The sequence below is a fragment of the Serratia sp. NA_112.1 genome, assembly GCF_052691715.1.
In genome coordinates this window covers 546,431-569,981 of record NZ_JBQZFO010000002.1, presented here as the reverse complement: position 1 = coordinate 569,981, position 23,551 = coordinate 546,431, and the positions used below count along the sequence as shown (strand labels likewise).

The 23,551-nt window shown below is 54.3% G+C and carries 26 protein-coding genes and 1 pseudogene; 11 read left to right on the top strand and 16 right to left on the bottom strand.

The window, feature by feature from the left end; all coding sequences use genetic code 11:
• Window positions 1-103: 103 nt before the first annotated feature.
• Window positions 104-448, top strand: coding sequence for a RidA family protein (locus tag ACUTQ5_RS07060; RefSeq protein ID WP_445650659.1), 345 nt, complete (start codon window positions 104-106; stop codon window positions 446-448).
• 57 nt (window positions 449-505) lie between these two features.
• Here the strand turns inward: ACUTQ5_RS07060 and mdtI are convergent, their stop codons facing one another.
• The 4 genes from mdtI to zwf all read right to left on the bottom strand — a co-directional run bounded on the left by mdtI (window position 506) and on the right by zwf (window position 4,022).
• Complete coding sequence (gene mdtI, locus ACUTQ5_RS07055; protein WP_020827249.1) at window positions 506-835, bottom strand: multidrug/spermidine efflux SMR transporter subunit MdtI; 330 nt, start codon at window positions 833-835, stop codon at window positions 506-508.
• Complete coding sequence (mdtJ, locus tag ACUTQ5_RS07050) at window positions 822-1,190, bottom strand: multidrug/spermidine efflux SMR transporter subunit MdtJ (protein ID WP_445650658.1); 369 nt, start codon at window positions 1,188-1,190, stop codon at window positions 822-824. Before mdtJ ends, mdtI begins: the two co-directional genes overlap by 14 nt.
• A gap of 563 nt (window positions 1,191-1,753) precedes the next feature.
• Entirely contained in the window at window positions 1,754-2,395 is a 642-nt protein-coding gene (locus tag ACUTQ5_RS07045; protein ID WP_445650657.1) for a bifunctional 4-hydroxy-2-oxoglutarate aldolase/2-dehydro-3-deoxy-phosphogluconate aldolase, read from the bottom strand.
• Between the two features lie 151 nt (window positions 2,396-2,546).
• Window positions 2,547-4,022: a glucose-6-phosphate dehydrogenase gene (gene zwf, locus ACUTQ5_RS07040; protein WP_445650656.1), complete on the bottom strand. Its 1,476-nt coding sequence runs from the start codon at window positions 4,020-4,022 to the stop codon at window positions 2,547-2,549.
• A 353-nt stretch (window positions 4,023-4,375) separates the two neighbouring features.
• On the opposite strand from zwf, the gene ACUTQ5_RS07035 reads away from it, so the two are divergent.
• The 3 genes from ACUTQ5_RS07035 to ACUTQ5_RS07025 all read left to right on the top strand — a co-directional run bounded on the left by ACUTQ5_RS07035 (window position 4,376) and on the right by ACUTQ5_RS07025 (window position 7,869).
• Window positions 4,376-5,248, top strand: a complete 873-nt coding sequence (locus ACUTQ5_RS07035; RefSeq protein ID WP_445650655.1) for a MurR/RpiR family transcriptional regulator — start codon at window positions 4,376-4,378, stop codon at window positions 5,246-5,248.
• A 187-nt stretch (window positions 5,249-5,435) separates the two neighbouring features.
• Window positions 5,436-6,878 (top strand): pyruvate kinase, encoded by a 1,443-nt coding sequence (gene pyk, locus ACUTQ5_RS07030; protein WP_012145494.1) that lies wholly within the window; start codon window positions 5,436-5,438, stop codon window positions 6,876-6,878.
• A 106-nt stretch (window positions 6,879-6,984) separates the two neighbouring features.
• Window positions 6,985-7,869 (top strand): leucine-rich repeat domain-containing protein, encoded by an 885-nt coding sequence (locus ACUTQ5_RS07025; protein WP_445650654.1) that lies wholly within the window; start codon window positions 6,985-6,987, stop codon window positions 7,867-7,869.
• A gap of 61 nt (window positions 7,870-7,930) precedes the next feature.
• Here the strand turns inward: ACUTQ5_RS07025 and lpxM are convergent, their stop codons facing one another.
• The 3 genes from lpxM to znuA all read right to left on the bottom strand — a co-directional run bounded on the left by lpxM (window position 7,931) and on the right by znuA (window position 11,357).
• On the bottom strand, window positions 7,931-8,899 hold the full coding sequence (gene lpxM / locus ACUTQ5_RS07020; RefSeq protein WP_445650653.1) for a lauroyl-Kdo(2)-lipid IV(A) myristoyltransferase: 969 nt from the start codon (window positions 8,897-8,899) through the stop codon (window positions 7,931-7,933).
• A 145-nt stretch (window positions 8,900-9,044) separates the two neighbouring features.
• Window positions 9,045-10,367: a murein DD-endopeptidase MepM gene (gene mepM / locus ACUTQ5_RS07015; RefSeq protein WP_445650652.1), complete on the bottom strand. Its 1,323-nt coding sequence runs from the start codon at window positions 10,365-10,367 to the stop codon at window positions 9,045-9,047.
• A 21-nt stretch (window positions 10,368-10,388) separates the two neighbouring features.
• A complete protein-coding gene (znuA, locus tag ACUTQ5_RS07010) occupies window positions 10,389-11,357 on the bottom strand; it encodes a zinc ABC transporter substrate-binding protein ZnuA (protein ID WP_445650651.1) in 969 nt (322 codons plus the stop codon).
• 77 nt (window positions 11,358-11,434) lie between these two features.
• On the opposite strand from znuA, the gene znuC reads away from it, so the two are divergent.
• Both znuC and znuB read left to right on the top strand, forming a co-directional pair.
• The gene (gene znuC, locus ACUTQ5_RS07005) at window positions 11,435-12,193 is read left to right on the top strand and encodes a zinc ABC transporter ATP-binding protein ZnuC (RefSeq protein WP_445650650.1); all 759 of its coding nucleotides are present in this window, start codon (window positions 11,435-11,437) and stop codon (window positions 12,191-12,193) included.
• Window positions 12,190-12,975 carry a zinc ABC transporter permease subunit ZnuB gene (znuB, locus tag ACUTQ5_RS07000; RefSeq protein WP_445650649.1) on the top strand — a complete coding sequence of 262 codons (786 nt, stop codon included), beginning with the start codon at window positions 12,190-12,192 and terminating at the stop codon, window positions 12,973-12,975. The genes znuC and znuB overlap by 4 nt, the downstream gene beginning before the upstream one ends.
• Before the next feature lie 71 nt (window positions 12,976-13,046).
• Here the strand turns inward: znuB and ruvB are convergent, their stop codons facing one another.
• The 7 genes from ruvB to ACUTQ5_RS06965 form a co-directional block, all read right to left on the bottom strand.
• The gene (ruvB, locus tag ACUTQ5_RS06995) at window positions 13,047-14,051 is read right to left on the bottom strand and encodes a Holliday junction branch migration DNA helicase RuvB (RefSeq protein WP_445650648.1); all 1,005 of its coding nucleotides are present in this window, start codon (window positions 14,049-14,051) and stop codon (window positions 13,047-13,049) included.
• Window positions 14,052-14,071: 20 nt separating this feature from the next.
• Window positions 14,072-14,686, bottom strand: a complete 615-nt coding sequence (gene ruvA, locus ACUTQ5_RS06990; RefSeq protein WP_445650647.1) for a Holliday junction branch migration protein RuvA — start codon at window positions 14,684-14,686, stop codon at window positions 14,072-14,074.
• Window positions 14,687-14,798: 112 nt separating this feature from the next.
• A complete protein-coding gene (gene ruvC / locus ACUTQ5_RS06985) occupies window positions 14,799-15,320 on the bottom strand; it encodes a crossover junction endodeoxyribonuclease RuvC (RefSeq protein WP_004945529.1) in 522 nt (173 codons plus the stop codon).
• 73 nt (window positions 15,321-15,393) lie between these two features.
• On the bottom strand, window positions 15,394-16,137 hold the full coding sequence (locus tag ACUTQ5_RS06980) for a YebC/PmpR family DNA-binding transcriptional regulator (protein ID WP_044551837.1): 744 nt from the start codon (window positions 16,135-16,137) through the stop codon (window positions 15,394-15,396).
• Between the two features lie 19 nt (window positions 16,138-16,156).
• A complete protein-coding gene (nudB, locus tag ACUTQ5_RS06975; protein ID WP_020827265.1) occupies window positions 16,157-16,603 on the bottom strand; it encodes a dihydroneopterin triphosphate diphosphatase in 447 nt (148 codons plus the stop codon).
• Complete coding sequence (aspS, locus tag ACUTQ5_RS06970; protein ID WP_445650646.1) at window positions 16,603-18,393, bottom strand: aspartate--tRNA ligase; 1,791 nt, start codon at window positions 18,391-18,393, stop codon at window positions 16,603-16,605. The genes nudB and aspS overlap by 1 nt, the downstream gene beginning before the upstream one ends.
• Before the next feature lie 83 nt (window positions 18,394-18,476).
• Window positions 18,477-18,668 carry an FmdB family zinc ribbon protein gene (locus ACUTQ5_RS06965; RefSeq protein WP_012145506.1) on the bottom strand — a complete coding sequence of 64 codons (192 nt, stop codon included), beginning with the start codon at window positions 18,666-18,668 and terminating at the stop codon, window positions 18,477-18,479.
• A gap of 241 nt (window positions 18,669-18,909) precedes the next feature.
• Here ACUTQ5_RS06965 and ACUTQ5_RS06960 point away from each other — a divergent pair.
• From ACUTQ5_RS06960 to cmoB, 5 genes and pseudogenes are all read left to right on the top strand, one after another.
• A pseudogene (locus ACUTQ5_RS06960) lies at window positions 18,910-19,222 on the top strand (isochorismatase family protein).
• A 74-nt stretch (window positions 19,223-19,296) separates the two neighbouring features.
• Window positions 19,297-20,112, top strand: a complete 816-nt coding sequence (locus tag ACUTQ5_RS06955) for a DUF72 domain-containing protein (protein WP_445650645.1) — start codon at window positions 19,297-19,299, stop codon at window positions 20,110-20,112.
• A 102-nt stretch (window positions 20,113-20,214) separates the two neighbouring features.
• Window positions 20,215-20,610 (top strand): MAPEG family protein, encoded by a 396-nt coding sequence (locus ACUTQ5_RS06950; RefSeq protein WP_135316887.1) that lies wholly within the window; start codon window positions 20,215-20,217, stop codon window positions 20,608-20,610.
• Between the two features lie 102 nt (window positions 20,611-20,712).
• Window positions 20,713-21,456, top strand: coding sequence for a carboxy-S-adenosyl-L-methionine synthase CmoA (cmoA, locus tag ACUTQ5_RS06945; RefSeq protein WP_445650644.1), 744 nt, complete (start codon window positions 20,713-20,715; stop codon window positions 21,454-21,456).
• The gene (cmoB, locus tag ACUTQ5_RS06940; protein ID WP_445650643.1) at window positions 21,453-22,424 is read left to right on the top strand and encodes a tRNA 5-methoxyuridine(34)/uridine 5-oxyacetic acid(34) synthase CmoB; all 972 of its coding nucleotides are present in this window, start codon (window positions 21,453-21,455) and stop codon (window positions 22,422-22,424) included. The genes cmoA and cmoB overlap by 4 nt, the downstream gene beginning before the upstream one ends.
• A 59-nt stretch (window positions 22,425-22,483) precedes the next feature.
• On the opposite strand, the gene ACUTQ5_RS06935 is transcribed toward cmoB, so the two are convergent.
• Complete coding sequence (locus ACUTQ5_RS06935) at window positions 22,484-22,606, bottom strand: hypothetical protein (protein ID WP_445650642.1); 123 nt, start codon at window positions 22,604-22,606, stop codon at window positions 22,484-22,486.
• Window positions 22,607-22,781: 175 nt separating this feature from the next.
• Entirely contained in the window at window positions 22,782-23,540 is a 759-nt protein-coding gene (cutC, locus tag ACUTQ5_RS06930) for a copper homeostasis protein CutC (RefSeq protein WP_445650641.1), read from the bottom strand.
• Window positions 23,541-23,551 lie beyond the last annotated feature (11 nt).

Genomic DNA, 23,551 nt, shown 5'->3' with positions numbered 1-23,551 from the left:
GATTATGCCAATCCTGCCGCGCGGCTACCACCGACTTTAACGTCGAGTATTTCTGCCGATGGCTGTGATACCCTACACGTGACTATGATATGGAGATAACCGAATGAATATTGAACGAATTGATCCTGCCGATCGCTGGTCTGAAGCCGTAGTTCATAACGACACTGTTTATTACACCAGCGTGCCGGAAAATCTGGATGATGATGCGACCGCGCAGACTGCTAACGCCCTGGCAGCAATTGACGTGATCCTGGCACGCGTTGGGTCAGATAAAAGCCGGGTGCTGGACGCCACCATTTTTCTGGCCGACGGTGCCGATTTTGCTGCGATGAACGCCGCCTGGGATGCCTGGGTAGTTGCGGGTAGCGCCCCAGTGCGCTGCACCGTGCAAGCCAAATTGATGAACCCGAAGTACAAGGTTGAAATCAAAATCATTGCCGCGCTGTAACGCAAAAAACCGCAGACGATAACGCCTGCGGTTTTATTTGGTCGTATTTGCTGCTGATTAAGCCAGTTTGATGATCACCATCCCCGCCAGTAACAACACCAGACCAATCCATCCTTTGGCATTCAACCGCTGGCCAAACAGGATCCAGCCAGCGGCGATTGTCGCGGCAATACCGAAACCGCCCCACAATGCATAAGCCACCGACAGGTCTATCCCCTTCACCGCCTGTGCCAGAGCACTGAACGCCCCCAGCACCGACAGCAATGAAAGCAGGCCTAACCAGATTTTACGGAAACCGTCCGACATTTTCAGGAAGATGTTGGCGACAATTTCCAACACAATCGCCAGTCCCAAGAACCCAATGTGGTACAACTCAAGCTGTTGCATGGTTGTCACCTCGCGGGCTGGCCTGTTTTCGTGGTTTGCGGGTACCGGACTTCACCAACAAGATCCCGGCGATCAACGTCACCAGACCCAGCACCTTCAAGGCCGAGATCGGCTCATCGAACCACAATACGCTGAACAAGGTAATAAACAGGATACCGATCCCTTCCCACAGCGCGTAAGCAACGCCAAGGGCAACGCGTTTAATCGCCAATGACAACATGACGTATGATGCAGTGATCATCACATACATCACAATATGACCGGTCATGCCGCCGCTGACGCTGGCGTATTTCATTGACAGGGTACCGATAATTTCGGTCACGATAGCCAAACCTAAAAAGATCCAATAAATCATGATTTCTCTCCCAAACGGCGAATAACGCACGCTAAGGCATATTTATCCCGATTTATCTCGTCAGACAGGCGCAAACAGGCGCTGAAGACGCAGAGATCCCTGGGGATAAACTGACCCAAACGTAATAAGAATGTTTGCCCGGTTACGCCTAATGACGGAGGACTGAGCCTGTCATCAGCACCGGTTAAGGGAGAAAGACGCTATAGCTCGCTGCACCAGTGATGCTCACTGGCAAGGATGGCAGACAGGAAAAGCTGGCAAGTAGAGGTTCTGAGGGTAATTCCATTAGTTGTCATCATAAGTATTCTCTATTCTCAGTCGCACATAATCTTGTTACACGGGTGCGATTTGCCCAATATCCTCATCAAGTAAAATTTCAACTGCAATAGTTGTACCATAGCAACAATCATAAAGCAAACCGCCATTTTCACAAAAACAGCAAAAAAATAGTCTATAAATAAGAAAGTTAAGGAATTTAAAAATAAAAAAAGGCCCAACGAGCCGTTGAACCTCCGTTTAAGTTTTTCCGAACAAATAATCGTCAAAACCAGCCCCGGCGCGGGTTATGCCGTGGCGCCACTCACCGCAGTACGTGCCAGTTCAGTAATGCGCTCGTAGTCGCCATTTTCCAACGCGTCGGCCGGCACCAGCCAGGAGCCACCAATACACAACACGCTTTTCAACGCCAGGTAATCACGGTAGTTGTTTGGGGTGATACCACCGGTCGGGCAGAAACGTACCTGCGGGAATGGGCCGCCGATCGCCTGTAGTGCCTTAACGCCGCCGTTGGCTTCAGCCGGGAAAAACTTGAACTCACACAGGCCGTGATCCAAGCCCTGCATCAGTTCTGAAACAGTGCTGATACCCGGAATCAATGGAATGCTGCCTGCGGTAGCGGCTTTCAGCAGCGCCTCTGTCAGGCCCGGACTGATAGCGAATTGCGCACCGGCTTCGCTCACCGCCTGCAACTGCTGCGGGTTAAGCACTGTACCGGCACCGATAATCGCTTCCGGCACCTCTGCCGCGATAGCGCGGATCGCGTCCATCGCGCAGGCAGTGCGCAAAGTGACTTCCAATACGCGCACGCCACCGGCGACCAGCGCCCTGGCCAGCGGCACCGCATGTTCCAGCTTATTAATCACAATCACCGGAACTACCGGACCGGCGGTCAGGATCTGTTCTGCGCTGGTTTTCCAGTTTTTCATCGTTACTTCTCCATTACTTACAGGTTATCAATGGCACGCCCCTGCCACAGGGGCCCACGGAGTCTCGCGGGCGTCCGGCCGTACCCCAAGTGATGTTGCGCCCAGACGTGCGGGCAAAAAAATGCCGGCAGATAAACTGCCGGCCGGGTCGTTATTCGAACTCGTTCCAGGAACGGCCATCGCGGGTGATCATCGCCACCGAGGCTACCGGGCCCCAGGTACCGGACTGATACGGCTTCGGCGCTTCATTATCCGCTTTCCAGGCGTCCATGATGGAGTCTACCCACTTCCAGGCTTCCTCCACTTCGTCACGGCGCACAAACAGCGCCTGGATACCACGCATAGTCTCCAGCAACAGGCGCTCGTAGGCGTCTGCCACGTGCTCCTGGTTGAAGGTCTCCGAGAAACTCAGATCCAGCTTGGTGGTTTGCAGGCGGTGCTTGTGATCCAGACCAGGAACCTTGTTCAACACCTGGATCTCGATGCCTTCATCCGGCTGCAGACGAATGGTCAATTTGTTCTGCGGCAGTTGCTGGTAAGAATCGCTGAACAGGTTCAGCGGTGGGTTCTTGAAGTAGACCACCACTTCTGAGCATTTGGTCGGCAAACGCTTACCGGTACGCAGGTAAAACGGCACGCCGGCCCACTGCCAGTTGTCGATATCGACACGGATAGAGACGAAGGTTTCGGTGTTGCTGCTTTTGTTCGCCCCTTCCTCTTCCAGGTAACCAGGGACCTTTTTGCCCTGCACAAAACCGGCAGTATATTGGCCACGCACCGTGGTTTCGCGCACATTGGTCTGATTGATGCGACGCAGTGAGCGCAGCACCTTTACTTTCTCATCACGAATACGGTCAGTGGTCAGATCCGCCGGAGGTGACATGGCGATCATGGTCAGAATTTGCAACAGGTGGTTCTGGATCATGTCGCGCATCTGGCCAGCCTGGTCAAAGTAACCCCAACGACCTTCAATACCCACCTCTTCCGCTACGGTAATTTGCACCGAGTCGATGGTACGATTGTCCCAGTTGGAGGCAAACAGTGAGTTGGCAAAACGCAGTGCCAGCAGGTTCAATACCGTCTCTTTGCCAAGATAGTGGTCAATACGGTAAACCTGAGATTCGTTGAAATATTCCGCCACCTGATCGTTGATCACGCACGAAGACGCCAGATCGGTACCGAGTGGTTTTTCCATCACTACGCGTGCCGGCTCGTGGTTCAGCTTGGCTTCGCCCAACCCTTTGCAGATCGCGCCGAAAGTGCTGGGTGGCATCGCAAAGTAGTTGATAGTGGTGCGATGTTTCTGGTCCAGCATTTTGCCCAATTTGGCAAAATTTTTGCTGTCGTTCACATCCAAATTGCAAAAATCCAGGCGCGCACTCAGCGTGGCCCAAAGTTCGTCATCGAGTTTTTCTTTCATAAAGGTGCCAAGCGCTTCCTTGACCACCTTGATGTAGGCTTCTTTATCCCACTCGGCACGGCCGACGCCAATAATGCGGGTATCCGGGTGGATATGACCGGCTTTCTCTAACTGGTACAGGGAAGGCAACAGCTTACGACGCGCCAAATCGCCTTTCGCGCCGAAAATAACCAGGTCACACGCCTGGGCTGTAGAGGTTACCGCCATGTTCATCTCCTCGTTGCAGGATATTTGTAATTTTCTTACATTACTAATGTACTCTCTTTGACTACGGCCAGTAAACCCGGATCAAAAGTAGAAAAAAAGCCCCAAAAATTGCAGTGTTATGCGCTATCGGTAGTAAACGTCGCTGGCTGAACTAAAAACTGTAATTTTCAGTCTTTTTTGATGCTCTTTTACCATTATGAAAGTTAGACACAGGTCATGTTCTGATGAAAAAACTCTGCATACCCTCTGTCGACACTGCCAACGGTTACCAGCACGTAGTATATTTTCACTAAACCGGCATTGATTTCTCCTTTGATTGAAATCGACAAAACCCATGAGTGGACTCTCGTTATATGAATACGCTGGAAAAAATCCAGAGCCATCTGGAACTGCTGAGCAAATCTGAACGAAAAGTCGCCGAGGTGATCATCGCCTCCCCGCAGACCGCCATTCACTCCAGTATCGCTACGCTGGCCCGGATGGCGGATGTTAGCGAGCCCACCGTCAACCGCTTTTGTCGCCGTCTCGATACCAAGGGTTTTCCCGATTTTAAACTGCATCTTGCCCAAAGCCTGGCCAACGGCACCCCGTACGTAAACCGTAACGTGGAGGAAGATGACAGCGTTGCTTCCTATACCGGTAAAATTTTCGAATCCGTGATGGCCAGTCTTGATACAGTAAAGGCAAATTTGGATATTGCAGCAATCAATCGTGCGGTTGACTTGCTTACCCAGGCAAAAAAAATCTCTTTCTTCGGTTTGGGTGCCTCGGCAGCCGTGGCTCACGACGCGATGAACAAATTTTTCCGCTTCAATATTCCGGTGGTCTATTTCGACGACATCGTCATGCAACGCATGGGATGCATGAATTCCAGCGAGGGGGATGTGGTGGTACTCATCTCCCATACCGGCCGCACCAAGAACCTGGTGGAAATGGCGCAACTGGCGCGTGAAAACGATGCCACGGTCATAGCCATTACCTCACACGACACCCCACTGGCTCATGAAGCCACGCTGGCATTATTGCTCGATGTCCCGGAAGACACCGACGTTTATATGCCGATGGTATCGCGAATTGCACAATTAACGCTCATCGACGTGCTAGCCACCGGATTTACCTTGCGTAGAGGGGCCAAATTCAGAGATAACTTGAAGCGGGTCAAGGAAGCGTTGAAAGAATCGCGCTTTGATAAGGGTGTGGTTATCCCCAACAGTTTCGACTCGTAACCGATGTGAAAAAAACTGTCGTTCAAAGTCATCTGAACGGCAGCATTAGAGGCAGTACCCTAAAAAACGCTCATGCGGGTAACCCGGGTGAAATATCAGTGTAGTAAAATTACATTTCGCTCCTGGTTTCGTTATCCGACGTTATCGCAACACCAATAATTTGCTTCACCAGTCAACGGAGTAATACATGTCCAGACGGCTCAGAAGAACCAAAATTGTTACCACCCTGGGTCCGGCTACAGACCGCGACAATAATCTGGAAAAGATCATTGCTGCCGGCGCTAACGTAGTTCGGCTTAACTTTTCCCACGGCACTGCAGAAGACCACCAGATCCGCGCTGACAAAGTGCGCGAAATTGCTGCCAAGTTGGGACGCCACGTCGCTATTCTGGGTGACCTGCAAGGGCCGAAAATTCGTGTTTCCACCTTTAAGGAAGGCAAAATCTTCCTTAACATCGGTGATAAATTCCTGCTTGATGCCAACATGTCCAAGGGCGAAGGCGATAAAGAAAAAGTCGGTATCGACTATAAAGGCCTGCCTGCCGACGTGGTACCCGGCGACGTACTGCTGCTTGATGACGGCCGCGTACAACTGAAAGTGCTCGAAGTTCAGGGTATGAAAGTGTTTACCGAAGTCACCGTTGGCGGCCCTCTGTCCAACAACAAAGGCATCAACAAACTCGGTGGCGGCCTGTCCGCTGAAGCCCTGACCGAGAAAGACAAGGCCGATATCGTCACCGCGGCAAAAATCGGCGTCGACTACCTGGCGGTTTCCTTCCCGCGTACCGGCGAAGATTTGAACTACGCACGTCGACTGGCGCGTGATGCAGGCTGCAACGCCAAGATCGTATCCAAGGTTGAACGTGCCGAAGCCGTTTGCAGCGACGAAGCCATGGATGACATTATCCTGGCCTCAGACGTAGTGATGGTGGCTCGTGGCGATCTGGGCGTCGAAATCGGCGATCCGGAACTGGTAGGCATCCAGAAAAAACTGATCCGCCGTGCCCGTACCCTGAACCGCGCCGTGATTACCGCGACCCAGATGATGGAGTCGATGATCACCAACCCGATGCCTACCCGTGCCGAAGTGATGGACGTGGCGAACGCCGTGCTGGATGGTACCGACGCCGTAATGCTGTCTGCTGAAACTGCCGCTGGTCAGTACCCGGCAGAAACCGTGGCGGCTATGGCACGCGTTTGTCTGGGTGCAGAGAAAATCCCAAGCATCAACGTCTCCAAACACCGTCTGGACGTGCAGTTCGACAACATTGAAGAAGCCATTGCCATGTCTTCAATGTACGCTGCCAACCACCTGAAAGGCGTTACCGCACTGATCGCCATGACCGAGTCAGGCCGCACCGCGCTGATGATGTCACGTATCAGCTCCGGCCTGCCGATCTTCGCCATGTCACGCCATGAACACACCTTGAACCTGACTGCGCTGTACCGCGGCGTTACGCCAGTATACTTCGACAGCCATAATGACGGCGTTATCGCGGCCAATGACGCGGTTAACCGCCTGCGTGATAAAGGCTTCCTGGTCTCAGGCGATCTGGTGATCGTCACCCAGGGTGACGTGATGGAAACCGTGGGTACCACCAATACCAGTCGTATCCTGCGCGTCGAGTAAAATATACTGCTGCCGGCCGTTAACGCGGTCGGCATTTTTTTACGCTCCACCCTCCCCCCTGATAAACTCAGCTCCAGTCGCCGTTACGGCAAATGGAGAGCCACCGATGCTTCATCAACACCCACAGCAAAACCCCAATGCGCAAGCACTGGATCTCGACGGCCAGGGATTGGAGAATCTGGAGGATGCCAGCCTACGGGGCAACTCTCTGCTGAAAATCAGTCTGTACGACAATCAACTTCACCAGTTCCCAATGCAAATTTTGCAACATCGCAACCTGCAGGTATTGAATATCTCCTGCAACCAGCTCAATGAGTTACCGAGCGAAATTGGTCAACTTAAACGGCTGGCCATGCTGGATTGCGGCCACAATAAAGCCACCAGTATCCCTGCAAGCATGGGTGAACTGCGTGAGCTGACCTATTTGTATTTGAGCGACAACGCCTTTTGCGACCTGCCCATTGAGCTGGGGAAGCTGCACAAGCTGCGCTATCTGAACGTGACGGATAACCAGATCAGTGAGCTGCCGGCGGCTATTGCGCAGCTCAGTAATCTGCAAGAACTGCGGCTTTACAACAATCAGATTAGTGCGTTGCCTGCCACCATCGGTCGGTTGACCGCACTGCGGGAACTGCATCTGATGAAAAACCGTCTGACCACGCTGCCGGATGAAATAGCTCAGTTGTCTGAACTGGCCGTACTGGATCTGGAAAACAACGCCATCAATCAGCTACCGGCTGCATTCTGCCAGTTAGCCAACCTGACTCAGCTCAACCTGCGTACGAATCAGCTACAGCAGTTACCGGCGGACTTTGGCCAGTTGGCAGCCCTGAGCACGCTAGACCTGCGCGCTAACCGTCTGACTACCCTGCCTGACAGCATGGCGGCATTGACCCGTTTGCGACGGTTAGACCTGCGCTGGAACAACTTTGCCCAGATACCCGCCGTACTGGAGCCGCTCATAGCTCAGGGTTGCATGGTACATATTTAAAACAAAGGGCCAGTCACCCTGAGATGACTGGCCCCTGACGCCAGGCAAACGAAACGCTCGCTTAACGGTATAAATCATCGCGTGAATAAGGTTCAATTTCACCTTCTTTACGCGTTTTCAATAGTTTGAGGATCCAAGTGTACTGTTCCGGGTTCGGCCCCACCAGGTTCTCCACCTCTTCATTCATCCGACGCGCAATAGTGTGGTCATCAGCGGTGGCCAAATCGTCCATCGGCGGACGAATGTAAACATCCAGCATACTGGTTTTGCCGTCATACACCGGGAACAAAGGTACAATGGCCGCACGGCAGACTTTCATCAGACGGCCCACCGCCGGCAGCGTCGCCTTATAGGTACCGAAGAAGTCGACGAATTCACTGTGTTCGGCACCATGATCCTGATCGGGCAGATAATAGCCCCAATAGTCCTGGCGCACCGAGCTGATAAATGGCTTGATGCCGTCATTGCGCGCATGCATCCGGCCACCAAATTTACGGCGCACCGTATTCCACAGGTAGTCGACCAACGGATTGCTCTGGTTGTGGAACATCGCCGCCATCGGCTGACCGCGAGCCGCCATTAACATCGCCGGAACATCCACCGCCCAGCCATGCGGCACCAGGAAAATCACGTTACGGCCTTCCTCACGGATTTTATCCAGCACCTCTTCACCGTGCCAGCGAACGCGCTTCAACACTTTTTCCGGTTTGGTGCAGGCCAGTTCGGCCATCAGGATCATCGACTGCGGCGCGGTGGCAAACATCTCATCAATGATGTGCTCACGCTCGTTTTCCAGCACTTCCGGCAGGCAATACAACAGGTTGATGCGCGCACGACGTCGTGCGCCTTTAGCCACCTTGCCGGCCAGCTTGCCAACGGCACCCAGCACCGGATCGCGCAAGCGCGCAGGCACCAATGAAATACCGGCCATCAGCCCGGTTCCCAGCCAAACGCCCCAGTAGCGCGGGTGGAAAAAGGCTTTCTGAAATTGCGGGATGAACTCTGAGTTAGATTTTTTTTCGTTTTGCATGCACAAACTCTTAACTTAGCGGTTCGGCTAATCATAATTGCAATGGTTGATTTTGCAATTAACCACGGCGAAGCGCCAATATAAAACAACATCGGCCCGAAATCAGGCCGATGGTATCACTGGCGCACAGCGCCCGAACAAAGGATTAATCCAACTGCAGCTGCGGGGTGACTTCCTTCACCTGCGCCAGATAATCACTGCGATCTTTACCGGTCAGCCCTTCAGAACGCGGCAGTTTCGCCGTCAATGGGTTCACGGCCTGTTGGTTTGTCCACATTTCAAAGTGCAGATGTGGGCCGGTAGAGCGGCCGGTATTACCGGACAACGCAATACGATCGCCACGCTTCACTTTCTGACCTGGCTTAACCAACAGTTTTTTCAGATGCATATAACGGGTGGTGTACTGGCGACCATGACGAATGGCCACATAGTTACCCGCAGCGCCACTACGTTTGGCGATCAGTACTTCACCGTCACCCACGGCCAGCACCGGGGTGCCAACCGGCATCGCGAAGTCGACGCCTTTATGCGGCGCAATGCGCCCGGTGACCGGGTTAACCCGGCGTGGGTTGAAGTTTGAGGAAATACGGAATTGCTTCATGGTTGGGAAACGCATAAAGCCTTTCGCCAGACCGGAACCCTGACGATCGTAGAATTTACCGTCTTCGGCACGAATAGCGTAGTAGTCCTTACCGCCGGTGCGCATGCGCACCCCCAGCAACTGGCTCTGCGCCCTCTTGCCATCAAAGTGTTCACGGGACATTAATACCGAGAATTGATCGCCTTTGCGCAGTTTGCGGAAATCCAACTGCCACTGCAGCGCTTTGCTCACCGCATTAATTTCAGCACGGCTCAGACCGGCGTTGGCGGCGCTGGTGACAAAGCTGCCGTTGAGTCGGCCGCTGATCACATTATTACGCCATTCACCCTGTTGAGATTCCTGGCTTTCTTTGAAGCTGTTGCCCGTACGCTCGTAAGTGCGGGTTTCACGCCGGGATACTTCCCAAGTTAAACGCTGTAGATCGCCAGCTTCGTTCACTGTCCATGACAGCTGTTGACCAATTTTCAGATTACGCAAATCGCGGTTCTGCGATGCCAACAGGGCGACGTCCGACATATCGATGCCATATTGGGTCAGGATACTGCCCAGAGTGTCGCCAGTGGAAACCACATATTCATGCACTCCATCCTCGCCAGCGACCTTCTGGTCCAGCTCATCCTGTGGGATGTCATCATCGGGGGTGGCTTGGTCAAGATCGAGCGGCTCACTGGCTTCTGGCAGCAAGGAGCGTAACTGGCTGGATTCTAATTCGATACTCTTAACGATGGGGTTATGTTCTGGGTGATAAACAAAAGGCCGCCAAACGGCAACGGCCAATGTAACCACTGTCAACGACCCCAGCATAACGCGGTGGGGCCGTGGCAGGTTGTTATACGCCAGAGCGATAGTTTTGACTATCTGCTGCACTCGATTTTATCCTCGTAATCTTTACTTCAGGCAGCTCACGTACTGGTTTGACAGCTGTGTCAGGAAGTTCCCGTAGCTGTCTTTCCCCAGTGCGATGCCGGTGCCCAGCGGATCCAGCGTTCCAGAACGCACTTTGGTCCCCTTTGCAACCGCATTGATTACGGCTGGCCTGAATTGTGGCTCAGCAAAAACGCATACTGCTTTCTGCTCAACCAACTGTGTTCGAATTTGGTGTAAGTGCTGTGCCCCAGGCTGGATTTCGGGATTAACGGTAAAATGGCCCAGCGGGCTCAAACCGAAGTGTTTCTCAAAATAGCCGTAAGCATCATGAAAAACAAAATATCCCTTGCCTTGCACAGGCTTGAGCATGTTACCAACATTTTTGTCAGTTTGCGTCAGTAGATTCTCGAACTGGCGCAGGTTTGCGTCTAATTTGTCTTTATTTTGCGGCATAAGTTCCAATAACCTGTCGTGAATCGCGATCGCGGTCACTTTTGCCACTTCTGGAGACAGCCAAACGTGCATATTATATTCGCCGTGGTGGTGTCCATCCCCCTCATCACTTCCAGCATGATTATGCGCATCCGCTGCATGTTCATCACCATGCTCATGGTCGTGATCGTCGTCTTCACCCTTCATCAGCAGCGGTTTGACCCCACTCAATCCACTGATGGCAACCTGGCGGTTAGTCGACACCGAGCTTAAGGGCTTGGCCAGAAAAGCTTCCATATCCGGCCCCACCCACACCACCAGATCGGCGGCACGCAGGCGCTGGATATCGGAAGGCCGCAGCGCGAAATCGTGCGGTGATGCGCCATCCGGCAATAGCACTTCGGTCGGCGTCACGCCATCGGCTATCGCCGCAGCGATAAAACCCACTGGCCGTATAGAAGTCACCACCGCCGCAGACGCGCTGCTCAGCGCCCCGGCCATCATCAATGCGCTGGCCAGCAACGTGCGGCGCTGCAGCCATTTATTTTTCTGTGCCATTATCTGTAATCCCGTCGTTTTCATTAGCGAGGCGTGATATTATAACATTCGGTTAGTTCTGCAAATGTAATCATGAGATGTCCACACTGACAACGCTAAAAAATATCTCCGTCTCCTTTGGTAACCGCAAGGTGCTGTCGAATATTTCGCTCAGCCTGCAGCCGGGCCGTATTCTGACGCTGCTCGGCCCCAATGGCGCGGGCAAATCCACGCTGGTGCGAGTAGTGCTGGGGCTGATTGCGCCCACCGAAGGAACACTGGAGCGCGAGCCTGGCCTGCGCATTGGCTATGTGCCGCAAAAACTGCACCTCGATGCCACCCTGCCGCTGACCGTCAGCCGCTTTATGCGCCTGAAGCCCGGCGTCAAAAAGGCCGATATTCTGCCAGCGCTTAAACGCGTACAGGCGGCCCACCTGCTCAATCAACCGATGCAGAAACTTTCCGGGGGTGAAAACCAGCGCGTATTGCTGGCTCGGGCGCTGCTGAACAAGCCACAGCTGCTGGTGCTGGATGAACCGACCCAGGGGGTTGATGTTAACGGCCAACTGGCGCTGTATGACCTGATCGATCAGTTGCGTAAAGAGTTGGGCTGCGCGGTATTAATGGTGTCCCATGACCTGCACCTGGTGATGGCGAAAACCGATGACGTGCTGTGCCTCAACCAACACATCTGCTGTTCCGGCGCGCCGGAGGTGGTTTCGATGCATCCTGAATTTATCGCCATGTTCGGCAATCGCGGTGCGGAGCAACTGGCGGTCTATCGCCACCACCATAACCACCGTCACGACCTGCAAGGACGAATTGTGTTGAAGAAAACCGGGGGCCGTGAGGCATGATCGAACTGTTATTACCCGGCTGGCTGGCCGGCGTCCTGTTGGCCTGCGCCGCCGGTCCGCTCGGCTCATTTGTGGTCTGGCGGCGGATGTCCTATTTCGGCGATACCCTGGCGCATGCCTCGTTACTTGGCGTGGCTTTTGGTCTGCTGCTGGACATCAATCCCTTCTATGCGGTGATTGCCGTGACGCTGGTGTTGGCTCTGGTGCTGGTGTGGCTGGAACGTCGCCCGCAGCTTTCCGTTGATACCCTGCTCGGCATTATGGCGCACAGCGCACTTTCATTGGGGCTGGTTGTAGTGGCGCTAATGTCGAACGTGCGGGTCGATCTGATGGCCTATCTGTTTGGCGACCTGCTGTCGGTCACCCTCACAGATATCTGGATGATTGGCATTGGCGTGACCGTCGTGCTGCTGATCCTGTGGTGGCAGTGGCGTAACCTGCTGTCGATGACCGTCAGCCCGGAACTGGCGCATGTCGACGGTGTTAATCTGGTGCGTGCGCGCACCGTGTTGATGCTGGTGACGGCCCTGACCATCGGCCTGGCGATGAAATTCGTTGGTGCGCTGATCATCACTTCACTGTTGATTATTCCTGCGGCAACTGCACGTCGCTTCGCTCGCACGCCGGAGCAAATGGCCGGATTCGCGGTGCTGGTTGGGGTGCTTGCCGTAACCGGCGGGCTGACCTTTTCAGCCTTCTACGACACCCCGGCCGGTCCGTCGGTCGTCTTGAGCGCTGCGGTACTGTTTGTTTTAAGCCTGTGCAGGAAGCAGCAAGCCTGACCCCGGCAGCTACAGATATCAAAAGGGCCGCAATTGATTCAATTGCGGCCCTTTTTAATGCACGAGTTCTCTTACTCTTCTCGCACCATGCCAAAGTGTTTATAGGCATGATTGGTCGCCATGCGCCCACGCGGAGTACGCTGGATAAACCCTTGCTGAATCAGGAAGGGTTCGATAACGTCTTCGATAGTTTCCCGCTCCTCGCCAATCGCCGCCGCCAGGTTATCCAGGCCGACTGGCCCGCCAGTGAACTTGTCGATAATCGCCAGCAACAGCTTGCGATCCATGTAGTCAAAACCTTCGGCGTCGACGTTCAACATATCCAGCGCCTGCATCGCCACTTCGCCATTGATTACGCCATTGGCGCGAACTTCGGCAAAATCACGCACCCGACGCAGTAAACGGTTGGCAATACGTGGAGTGCCGCGCGCGCGACGAGCTACCTGATGGGCGCCCTCTTCCGACAGCTCCAGTCCCAGACAATTGGCGCTGCGTGAAACGATGTGCTGTAAATCGGCGATCTGATAAAACTCCAGACGCTGCACAATACCGAAGCGGTCACGCAATGGCGATGTCAGTGAACCAGCACGTGTGGTTGCCCCCACCAGCGTGAACGGCGGCAAATCGAGTTTGATCGAGCGAGCGGCTGGGCCTTCGCCGATCATGATATCCAGTTGGTAATCTTCCATCGCCGGGTACAGCACTTCTTCTACTACCGGAGAGAGACGGTGGATTTCATCGATGAACAGCACGTCATGTGGCTCGAGGTTGGTCAGCATCGCCGCCAAATCGCCCGCCTTCTCCAAAACCGGTCCGGAAGTGGTACGCAGGTTAACGCCCATTTCATTGGCAACGATGTTGGCCAGTGTGGTTTTACCCAGCCCCGGAGGACCGAAAATCAGCAGGTGGTCCAGCGCGTCGCCACGCTGCCTGGCCGCCTGAATAAAGATTTCCATCTGCTCGCGGACATGTGGCTGACCGACGTACTCCGTCAGCAGCTTCGGCCGGATGGCGCGATCAAGAATTTCTTCTTCATTGATCGGTTCGGCAGAAATCAGGCGATCGGCTTCAATCATTCTCTATCCCTTATCGGCGCTTACAGCGCGGCGCGCAACGCGTCGCGGATCAGGGTTTCGCAATCGGCGCCAGGCTTGGCGATTTTGCTGACCATACGACTGGCTTCCTGCGGTTTATAGCCCAATGCCACCAGCGCAGAAGCTGCTTCTGCTTCCGCGTCCAGCTCGGCGGCCTGCGTTGCCGTGGCGGGAAGCGCGATTTCGCTGCTGTTATTGAACAGATCGCCATTAAGCCCTTTAAAGCGGTCTTTCATTTCGACCACCAGGCGCTCAGCGGTTTTCTTGCCAACCCCCGGCAATTTTACCAGCGAGGTGATCTCTTCGCGTTCTACCGCGCTGACAAACTGCTGCGCGGACATCCCGGACAGGATCGCCAGCGCCAGTTTTGGCCCTACGCCGTTGACTTTGATCAACTCGCGAAACAGCGCACGCTCTTGTTTATCATTAAAACCGTACAGCAACTGTGCATCTTCGCGCACCACGAATTGGGTAAACACGATAGCCTCTTGCCCCAGATCCGGCAGCTCATAAAAGCAGGTCATGGGCATATGCACTTCATACCCCACGCCATTTGCCTCCAGTAACACCAGCGGCGGCTGCTTTTCCAGAATAACTCCTCTGAGACGACCTATCATTTACCCTCCTGCAGAATTCTTGAGCATGACCGACTGCCATGCCGTGCTGGTAAAGCTTATAACATAAAAAAGGCTGGATGAATATCCAGCCTGAGTTGCCACTGTTCACACGCTACTTTAAACGGCCACGAGCCAGGTTTAACCGCCCTTCGCTCATCCGCAGCACGTTTTGGCTGAGATGACAGTGAGTGATGGCGATAGCCAGCGCATCGGCGGCGTCCGCCTGGGGATTGGCCGACAGCTTAAGCAGCGAGCGTACCATGTGCTGCACCTGCGCCTTCTCTGCCGCGCCGGTGCCGACCACCGTTTGTTTCACCTGACGCGCCGCATATTCAAACACTTCCAGATCCTGGTTCACGGCAGCAACAATCGCCACGCCGCGCGCCTGCCCGAGTTTGAGCGCAGAATCCGGGTTCTTCGCCATAAACACCTGTTCGATGGCGAAGAAATCCGGTTTAAACTGGGTGATGATTTCACTGACACCTGCGTAGATCAATTTCAGCCGCGTCGGCATGTCATCCACCACGGTGCGAATGCAACCACTGGCGATATAGCTCAATTGACGGCCCTGCTGGCGAATAAGGCCATAACCGGTGACGCGCGATCCGGGATCGATACCCAGTATGATCGTCATCCCTACACCCACCTTGCGTTAAGCATTAACATCGCCAGGCGCTGCCATAGAGCAGCGCCGTACTTCAAGCCGATTACAGCGTTGCTGCAACTTCGTCGGAGATCTCACCGTTGTGATAAACCTCCTGCACGTCGTCACAGTCTTCCAGCATGTCGATCAGGCGCAACAGCTTGGGCGCAGTTTCCTCATCCATATCGGCCTTGGTCGATGGGATCATGGAAACTTCTGCCGAGTCGGCAGTGAAACCGGCAGCAGTCAGAGCATCTTTCACTTCGCCGAGGTTTTCCCAGGCTGTGAATACGTCGATCACACCGTCGTCGTAGCTAACGATATCTTCGGCACCGGCTTCCAGCGCCGCTTCCATCACCACGTCTTCATCCAGGCCAGGTGCGTAAGTGATGACGCCCTTCTTGGTGAACAGGTAAGCCACGGAGCCATCGGTACCCAGGTTACCGCCACACTTGGTGAAGGCATGACGCACTTCCGCCACGGTACGGTTGCGGTTGTCACTCAGGCACTCGATCATGACGGCAGTGCCGCCAGGGCCGTAGCCTTCATAAATGATGGTTTCCATATTGGTATCATCATCACCGCCTACCCCACGCGCGATGGCACGGTTCAGGGTGTCGCGCGTCATGTTGTTGGACAGCGCCTTGTCGATCGCCGCACGCAGACGCGGGTTAGCCCCCGGATCGCCACCGCCCAGTTTCGCGGCGGTCACCAGCTCGCGAATAATTTTGGTGAAAATTTTACCGCGCTTGGAATCCTGCGCTGCTTTACGGTGCTTTGTGTTGGCCCACTTACTATGACCTGCCATAAAAAATCTCCGAAAAAAATTACTGGACTGAATTAATCACAAACTCTTCAATCGCCTGCTGATTGCTCCAGGACTTGGTCAACTTCACGGCTTCCGCCGCCTCAAGCCACTGGTAGGCGTGATGCTCGGTAATCACCGGATCGCGCTCTTCAGGCAAAGCCAGACAGAACCAGTGCTCTTTATTACGCGTGGTTCCCGGGGCATAGCGATGTCGCAAATGGACAAAGAGTTCAAACTCCACACAGCGCTGGCAATCGAACAACGGCAGTTTCTCTGCTTCGATATCGATGCCGACTTCTTCCATGACCTCACGCCGTGCGGCATGCGGCGGCGACTCATCTTCCTCCAGGCTGCCGGTCACCGACTGCCAGAATTCGGTATCATCGCGCCGCTGTAACATCAGCACCCGACCACTGGATTTGGCATAAATCACTACCAGAATAGACTCGGGACGCTTGTAGTTCATTACTGGTTCTCTACATTTGAATCGTCAGTCGCTTTCTTTACCACGCTGATTGCCAGCTCCTGCAACGAAGCCGGGTTCGCGAAGCTTGGTGCTTCGGTCATCAAGCAGGCCGCAGCGGTGGTTTTCGGGAAGGCGATCACGTCACGAATGTTGTCGGTGCCGGTCAGCAGCATCACCAGACGATCCAGGCCGAAAGCCAGGCCGGCGTGTGGCGGCGTCCCGTACTTCAGCGCGTCCAGCAGGAAGCCAAACTTCTCACGCTGTTCGTGCTCGTTAATGCCGAGGATGCTAAATACCGTCTGCTGCATTTCGCTACGGTGAATACGCACCGAACCGCCACCCACTTCATAGCCATTGATAACCATGTCGTAAGCGTTGGCGATGGCATTGATTGGCGTGTTGGCCAGTTCTTCCGGGCTCATGTCGCGCGGTGCGGTGAACGGGTGGTGCATCGCCGCCAGACCACCTTCGTCGTCTTCTTCGAACATCGGGAAGTCCACGACCCACAGCGGTGCCCAGCTGTCCAGCTTGGTCAGTTCCAAATCACGGCCCAGCTTCAGACGCAGCGCGCCCATCGCGTCGGTGACAATCTTGAAGCTGTCGGCGCCGAAGAACAGAATGTCGCCGCTCTGCGCGTTGGTACGCGCCAGAATTGCTTCCAGCACTTCTGCGCTGAGGAATTTAGCAATCGGGCTCTGTACGCCTTCCATGCCGGCGGCGCGGTCATTGACCTTCAGCCAGGCCAGGCCTTTAGCACCATAGATGTTAACGAAAGCGCCGTATTCATCGATCAGCTTACGGGTCAGTTGCGCACCACCTGGTACACAGATAGCGGCAACGCGGCCTTTGGCATCGTTAGCCGGGCCGGAGAAGACCTTGAACTCCACGTCCTTCACCAGATCGGCAACGTCCACCAGCTCCAGTGGGTTACGCAGGTCCGGCTTGTCTGAGCCATAGCGACGCATGGCTTCTTCGAAGGTCATGACCGGGAAATCACCCAGATCTACGCCCTTCACGTCCAGCCACAGTTCACGCGCCAGTTTCTCCATCACTTCACGCACCTGATCGGCGGTCATGAAAGAGGTTTCCACGTCGATCTGGGTAAATTCAGGCTGACGGTCGGCACGCAGGTCTTCGTCGCGGAAGCATTTGACGATTTGGTAGTAGCGGTCGAAACCGGACATCATCAACAACTGTTTGAACAGCTGCGGCGACTGTGGCAACGCATAGAACTTGCCTTTATGTACGCGGCTCGGAACCAGATAGTCACGGGCGCCTTCCGGCGTGGCCTTGGTCAGCATCGGGGTTTCGATGTCGAGGAAACCGTGGCTGTCCATAAAGCGACGCACAAAGCTGGTGATTTTGGCGCGGGTTTTCAGGCGATCGGCCATTTCCGGGCGACGCAGATCCAGGTAGCGGTATTTCAGGCGAGCTTCTTCGGTGTTGACCTGGTTGGAGTCCAGCGGCAGAGGCTCGGAACGGTTGATGATCTCCAGTGCATGGGCGAACACTTCTACTTCACCGGTAGCCATATCTTTATTGATCTGGCTGTCCGGACGGGCACGCACGGTGCCGACGATCTGGATGCAGAATTCATTGCGCAGGTCGTACGCCTTGTCGAACGCGGCCTTCTGGTCGGGATCGAAGAACACCTGCACGATGCCTTCGCGGTCGCGCATATCAATAAAGATCAGGCCGCCCAGATCGCGACGACGGTTGACCCAACCACACAAAGTGACTTCCTGGCCCACATGAGACAGATTCAACTGCCCGCAATATTCAGTACGCATACGCTATCCTTTTGGCTTAAGCCGATGCCGCGCGGGCTTTAGCGCCTGCCACGCGGCTGTTTTCTGATAATTTCTGATGAACTCTACTTATTACCCGGTTTGAAGTCTGTTGCATACCAACCCGTACCCTTTAACTGGAAACCGGTGGACGAAATCAGCTTGGTTAATGCGGGCTGCCCACACGCCGGACAATCTGTCAGCGGCGCATCGGAAAATTTTTGCAGTTTCTCTAACCGAAGGCTGCAAGCACCACATGCATATTCATAAATCGGCATAGGTCGTCGGAGTAAAATGTGTTGAAAAAAGGGGATCATTATAAAGGAAATTCATGCGCCAGATAAGTGCGAACACAGCTTTGTTGCAGCACTAAATGACGTGTTTTTGCCCGAAGTAACACATTGATTAACAAATTTCCCATTAACCCGTGACGCTTTTTACACGTAGCCTGAATCGACGCCTGTTTAGCGCGCCAGCTCACCTGCGCGTATTTTATCCACCTCGTGACGAGATATCCCCATATTAAAGCTTGATGCTAAAATCACGGCCCTGGTATTGATTGATTTGCAAAACGCTATTCTGCCTTATGCCGGCGGGCCGCACAGCGCCGAGAGCGTGGTTGCACATGGTGCCCAGTTGACAACACACTTTCGTTCGCTGGGTGCGCCGGTTGTTCTGTGACGCTTGGAAACACGGCTATGAATTGGTGATCGCCGAAGACCTGTGCAGCGCACCCAACGCTGAAATGCACCAGTTTGCTTTCAACAACATCTTCCCGCGTCCGGCGCGCGTTCGCAGCACCTGTGAAATTCTTGCCGCCATCGACGAGTAACGTTAAGTTGTAGGGGCACCACCTACTGCGCCCACGTTTGACTGACAGGGATAATTAAGGAAGATGCCAGCTTGATGTATATCGGACTCCCACAGTGGCAACACCCGGCCTGGAACCGTATCGGGCTGCGCGATCTGGCAGATTACAGCCGTTACTTTAACTGCGTGGAAGGCAATACCACCTTCTACGCGTTACCGCAAATGGAAATAGTCCAGCGCTGGCGCGACATGACCACCGATGATTTTCGCTTCTGTTTCAAATTTCCCGCCACCATCAGTCATCAGGCCGCACTGCGCAACTGTGACGCCGAGCTACAAGCCTTTTACCAGTGCCTGAGCCCGGTGCATCAACGTATCGGCCAACTTTGGCTGCAGTTGCCCGCCGCGTTCGGCCCGGCGGAATTACCGGCAATGTGGCAATTTTTTGACGCCTTACCCAAAGAGTTTACCTACGGGGTGGAAGTCCGCCACCCGGCATTCTTTGGCAAGGGCGAAGACGAACGACTGCTGAATCAGGGGTTACATCAACGTGGTATCAACCGGGTGATCCTCGACAGCCGGCCGATACATCACGCCGAGCCCAACAGCGCGGCTGTGCGCGATGCACAGCAGAAAAAACCCAAATTGCCGGTACACGCACTGGTCACCGCCAACAATCCACTGGTGCGTTTTATCGGTGGCGATGTTCTGCAGGATAACCTGCGCTGGTTCGACGCGTGGCAACAGAAACTGCCCAGTTGGCAATCTCAACATCAGCCCTTCTTGTTTATCCATACGCCGGATAACGGCGATTCCCCGCAACAGGCCCAGAAAATCTGGCAACAGCTTTATCAGGCTATTCCGAATTTACCGCCCCCACCTGACTGGCCCGAGCAGGATGCACTGTTTTGACCTATTAATCTGACCAATAACATCAGATTTTTTCTCGCGACAGTGAATGCAATGGCGGCTATGATGCAGGCTGCCAGTTTTGGTTAGGGAATGGAGTTAAAAATGGTAAGCGCGCTTTATGTCGTGCTCGGCGCACTGTTGTTGATCAAACTCTCTTATGACGTGGTTAGGTTAAGGATGCAATACCGTGTCGCTTACGGAGACGGCGGGTTTTATGAGCTACAGACCGCCATCCGCGTTCACGGCAACGCCGTAGAATACATTCCTATCGCCGCCGTTTTGCTGGTGATCATGGAGATGAACGGCGCTGAAGTATGGATGATCCATATTTGTGGCCTGATGTTGATGGCCGGCCGACTGGTGCATTATTACGGTTTACGTAATCGTGAAGTCCGCTGGCGTCGTTCCGGCATGGCTGCCACCTACCTTTCGTTGGTGTTGATGGTGCTGGCCAATATTTTCTATCTGCCGTGGGATATTATTTTCAGCCTTCATTAAACCCCGCACGACCTCAGGCGGTTACGCCGCCTGCTTCCGCTGCTCTTTCTTGCCATTTTCTGTTAGCATATGCGCCTTCGAATTCTGAACTGATTTGCCGCCATGCCAAACCGCGATACTCTTTTTTCTGCCCCAATCGCCAAACTGGGCGACTGGACCTTCGACGAACGCGTCGCTGAAGTGTTCCCTGACATGATCCAGCGTTCCGTTCCCGGCTATTCCAATATCATTTCGATGATTGGTATGCTGGCCGAACGTTTCGTTCAGCCCGACAGCCAGGTGTATGACCTCGGCTGTTCACTGGGCGCAGCAACGCTGTCGATGCGAAGGAATATCAAGGTGGCGGGCTGTAACATCATTGCCGTCGACAATTCCCCGGCGATGGTGGAACGCTGCCGTCGCCATATTGACGCCTTCCGCGCCGACACCCCGGTAGAAGTGATTGAGGCGGATATTCTCGATATCAAAATCGAAAATGCCTCTATGGTGGTGTTGAACTTCACCCTGCAATTCCTGGAGCCGGCTGACCGACTGCGCCTGCTGGAACAGGTTTATCGCGGGCTGCGTCCGGGCGGCGCACTGGTGCTGTCGGAGAAATTCAGTTTTGAAGATGCCGACGTCGGCGAGTTGTTGTTCAACATGCACCACGATTTCAAACGCGCCAACGGCTACAGCGAACTGGAGATCAGCCAGAAGCGCAGCATGCTGGAAAACGTCATGCTGACCGACTCCGTAGACGCCCACAAGACGCGTTTGAAGCAGGCCGGTTTTGAACATGCGGAAGTCTGGTTCCAGTGCTTTAACTTCGGTTCACTGATCGCCCTGAAATCGGGGGTGGCAGCATGATTGAGTTTGGTGATTTTTATCAACGCATCGCAAAAAGCAACCTCAGCCACTGGCTCGATACCTTGCCCGCGCAGCTTAGCGCCTGGCAGCGTGAGTCGCTGCACGGCAAGTTCAAACAGTGGTTTAATTCGGTTGAACACCTGCCGGCACTGACGCCGACCCGTCTGGATTTACTCGATGGCGTGCATGCGGAGATGGACACCCCTCTGTCACCAGGTCAGTTGGAAGGCATCGAAAAGATGCTGCGCACCATGATGCCGTGGCGTAAAGGGCCGTTCTCGCTGTATGGCATCGATATTGACACCGAATGGCATTCCGACTGGAAATGGGATCGCGTTTTACCGCACATTTCACCGCTGACCGGTCGCACTATTCTTGATGTCGGCTGCGGCAGCGGTTATCACCTGTGGCGCATGCTTGGTGCCGGCGCCCAGTTGGCGGTCGGCATCGATCCGATGCAGCTGTTTCTGTGTCAGTTTGAAGCGGTGCGTAAACTGCTGGGCGGCGATCAGCGCGTTCATCTGTTGCCGCTCGGCATTGAACAACTGCCGGAACTGGCCGCCTTCGATACGGTATTTTCGATGGGTGTGCTGTACCACCGCCGCTCGCCGTTGGATCACCTCTACCAGTTGAAAAACCAATTGGTCAGCGAAGGTGAACTGGTGTTGGAAACGCTGGTAATAGAAGGCGACCACAATCAGGTCTTGGTACCCGGCGATCGCTATGCGCAAATGCGTAACGTCTATTTTATTCCGTCTGCCGAAGCGCTGAAGTGCTGGCTGGAGAAGTGCGGTTTCGTCGACGTAAAAATCGCCGACATGTGTGTGACCAGCACTGAAGAACAACGCCGTACCGACTGGATGACCAGCGAATCACTGGCCGAATTCCTCGATCCTGAAGATCCTGCTAAGACCATCGAGGGCTACCCCGCCCCGCTGCGCGCCGTGCTGGTGGCAAAAAAACCTTAAGCCAAAATGAAAACAGCGTCATCCCCCTCGATGTTAGCGGGGGATGACGTCATCCTCTCTTACTTTCGCAAGGCTTCCAGTAAATCCTTTTCCAACACACCGCTGGATTTGCATTCCAATGGTTTAACCTTGTCATTACCGTCCGGCGTGGCCAGCCCTGCCACACCGTTAACCTGCACCATGACATGGCTACCTTACCCGGCAGAATAAACCTGTATCAGAATTCGGTACTCCTGCGTCAGATTTGAAGGGGTCGTTTGAACGGCACAATCCAAATAAAGCGCTGCCAGTTCGGTTTTGCCGGGTTCTGATGTGCACTTACTGATCCATCGACCTTTCGGTTTGAAAACAGCTTAGCTAGGCACTTTGCACCAGTGGATCGACCAGCGCCAACGAGTTTTTCATGGCTTCTACCATTTCGCCATCCACGCAATAATGGCTAAATTCATCAAACTCACTGTCTGAACACATGGTCACGCCGGCTTTGCGATAACGCATGGTCGAAGGCACCGCATGACCGGATGAACTGTGCAGCTCCTGAATACCGATATCGACAAATTTATGCAGATTGCTCAAGCGCACGCCGGCACCGGCCATAATTATCGGCCCCTGACTGGCCTGCAACAGATCACGCAGCAAGGGTAAACCCAGCTCCGCATTTTGCTGCTGGCCGGAAGTCAGTATCCGCGTAACGCCCAACTGGGTTAGTTGATTGAGCGCGACCATCGGGTTCTGGCACATATCAAACGCGCGGTGAAAGGTCACCGCCATATTGCCACTCAAGCGCATCACTTCGCGCATGCGCGGCAGGTCGATATGCCCTTCTTCATCCAGCATGCCGACCACCACGCCGGCAAAACCCATATCGCGGATCTGTGCGATATCATGCTTGATCACATCAAAATCCACCGCCCCGTAGCAAAAGTCCCCACCGCGCGGACGAATAATAGGATGCACCGGCACGCTGACTTTGTCGCGCGCCAGGCGCAATGAGCCGTAGCTGGGTGTCAAACCGCCCTCACTCGGGCTGGAGCACAATTCTATGCGATCGGCACCTGCCCGCTCAGCCGTCAGCGCGCAATCGACGCTATAGCAACAAACTTCCAATTTTATCATTGTCACCCCCA

Excerpts from the sequence above, each read along its gene's own strand:
- ACUTQ5_RS07060 (WP_445650659.1), top strand. The coding sequence starts at position 104 with ATGAATATTGAACGAATTGATCCTGCCGATCGCTGGTCTGAAGCCGTA.
- mdtI (WP_020827249.1), bottom strand. The coding sequence starts at position 835 with ATGCAACAGCTTGAGTTGTACCACATTGGGTTCTTGGGACTGGCGATT.
- mdtJ (WP_445650658.1), bottom strand. The coding sequence starts at position 1,190 with ATGATTTATTGGATCTTTTTAGGTTTGGCTATCGTGACCGAAATTATC.
- ACUTQ5_RS07045 (WP_445650657.1), bottom strand. The coding sequence starts at position 2,395 with ATGAAAAACTGGAAAACCAGCGCAGAACAGATCCTGACCGCCGGTCCG.
- zwf (WP_445650656.1), bottom strand. The coding sequence starts at position 4,022 with ATGGCGGTAACCTCTACAGCCCAGGCGTGTGACCTGGTTATTTTCGGC.
- ACUTQ5_RS07035 (WP_445650655.1), top strand. The coding sequence starts at position 4,376 with ATGAATACGCTGGAAAAAATCCAGAGCCATCTGGAACTGCTGAGCAAA.
- pyk (WP_012145494.1), top strand. The coding sequence starts at position 5,436 with ATGTCCAGACGGCTCAGAAGAACCAAAATTGTTACCACCCTGGGTCCG.
- ACUTQ5_RS07025 (WP_445650654.1), top strand. The coding sequence starts at position 6,985 with ATGCTTCATCAACACCCACAGCAAAACCCCAATGCGCAAGCACTGGAT.
- lpxM (WP_445650653.1), bottom strand. The coding sequence starts at position 8,899 with ATGCAAAACGAAAAAAAATCTAACTCAGAGTTCATCCCGCAATTTCAG.
- znuA (WP_445650651.1), bottom strand. The coding sequence starts at position 11,357 with ATGGCACAGAAAAATAAATGGCTGCAGCGCCGCACGTTGCTGGCCAGC.
- znuC (WP_445650650.1), top strand. The coding sequence starts at position 11,435 with ATGTCCACACTGACAACGCTAAAAAATATCTCCGTCTCCTTTGGTAAC.
- znuB (WP_445650649.1), top strand. The coding sequence starts at position 12,190 with ATGATCGAACTGTTATTACCCGGCTGGCTGGCCGGCGTCCTGTTGGCC.
- ruvB (WP_445650648.1), bottom strand. The coding sequence starts at position 14,051 with ATGATTGAAGCCGATCGCCTGATTTCTGCCGAACCGATCAATGAAGAA.
- ruvA (WP_445650647.1), bottom strand. The coding sequence starts at position 14,686 with ATGATAGGTCGTCTCAGAGGAGTTATTCTGGAAAAGCAGCCGCCGCTG.
- ruvC (WP_004945529.1), bottom strand. The coding sequence starts at position 15,320 with ATGACGATCATACTGGGTATCGATCCCGGATCGCGCGTCACCGGTTAT.
- ACUTQ5_RS06980 (WP_044551837.1), bottom strand. The coding sequence starts at position 16,137 with ATGGCAGGTCATAGTAAGTGGGCCAACACAAAGCACCGTAAAGCAGCG.
- nudB (WP_020827265.1), bottom strand. The coding sequence starts at position 16,603 with ATGAACTACAAGCGTCCCGAGTCTATTCTGGTAGTGATTTATGCCAAA.
- aspS (WP_445650646.1), bottom strand. The coding sequence starts at position 18,393 with ATGCGTACTGAATATTGCGGGCAGTTGAATCTGTCTCATGTGGGCCAG.
- ACUTQ5_RS06965 (WP_012145506.1), bottom strand. The coding sequence starts at position 18,668 with ATGCCGATTTATGAATATGCATGTGGTGCTTGCAGCCTTCGGTTAGAG.
- ACUTQ5_RS06955 (WP_445650645.1), top strand. The coding sequence starts at position 19,297 with ATGTATATCGGACTCCCACAGTGGCAACACCCGGCCTGGAACCGTATC.
- ACUTQ5_RS06950 (WP_135316887.1), top strand. The coding sequence starts at position 20,215 with ATGGTAAGCGCGCTTTATGTCGTGCTCGGCGCACTGTTGTTGATCAAA.
- cmoA (WP_445650644.1), top strand. The coding sequence starts at position 20,713 with ATGCCAAACCGCGATACTCTTTTTTCTGCCCCAATCGCCAAACTGGGC.
- cmoB (WP_445650643.1), top strand. The coding sequence starts at position 21,453 with ATGATTGAGTTTGGTGATTTTTATCAACGCATCGCAAAAAGCAACCTC.
- ACUTQ5_RS06935 (WP_445650642.1), bottom strand. The coding sequence starts at position 22,606 with ATGGTGCAGGTTAACGGTGTGGCAGGGCTGGCCACGCCGGACGGTAAT.
- cutC (WP_445650641.1), bottom strand. The coding sequence starts at position 23,540 with ATGATAAAATTGGAAGTTTGTTGCTATAGCGTCGATTGCGCGCTGACG.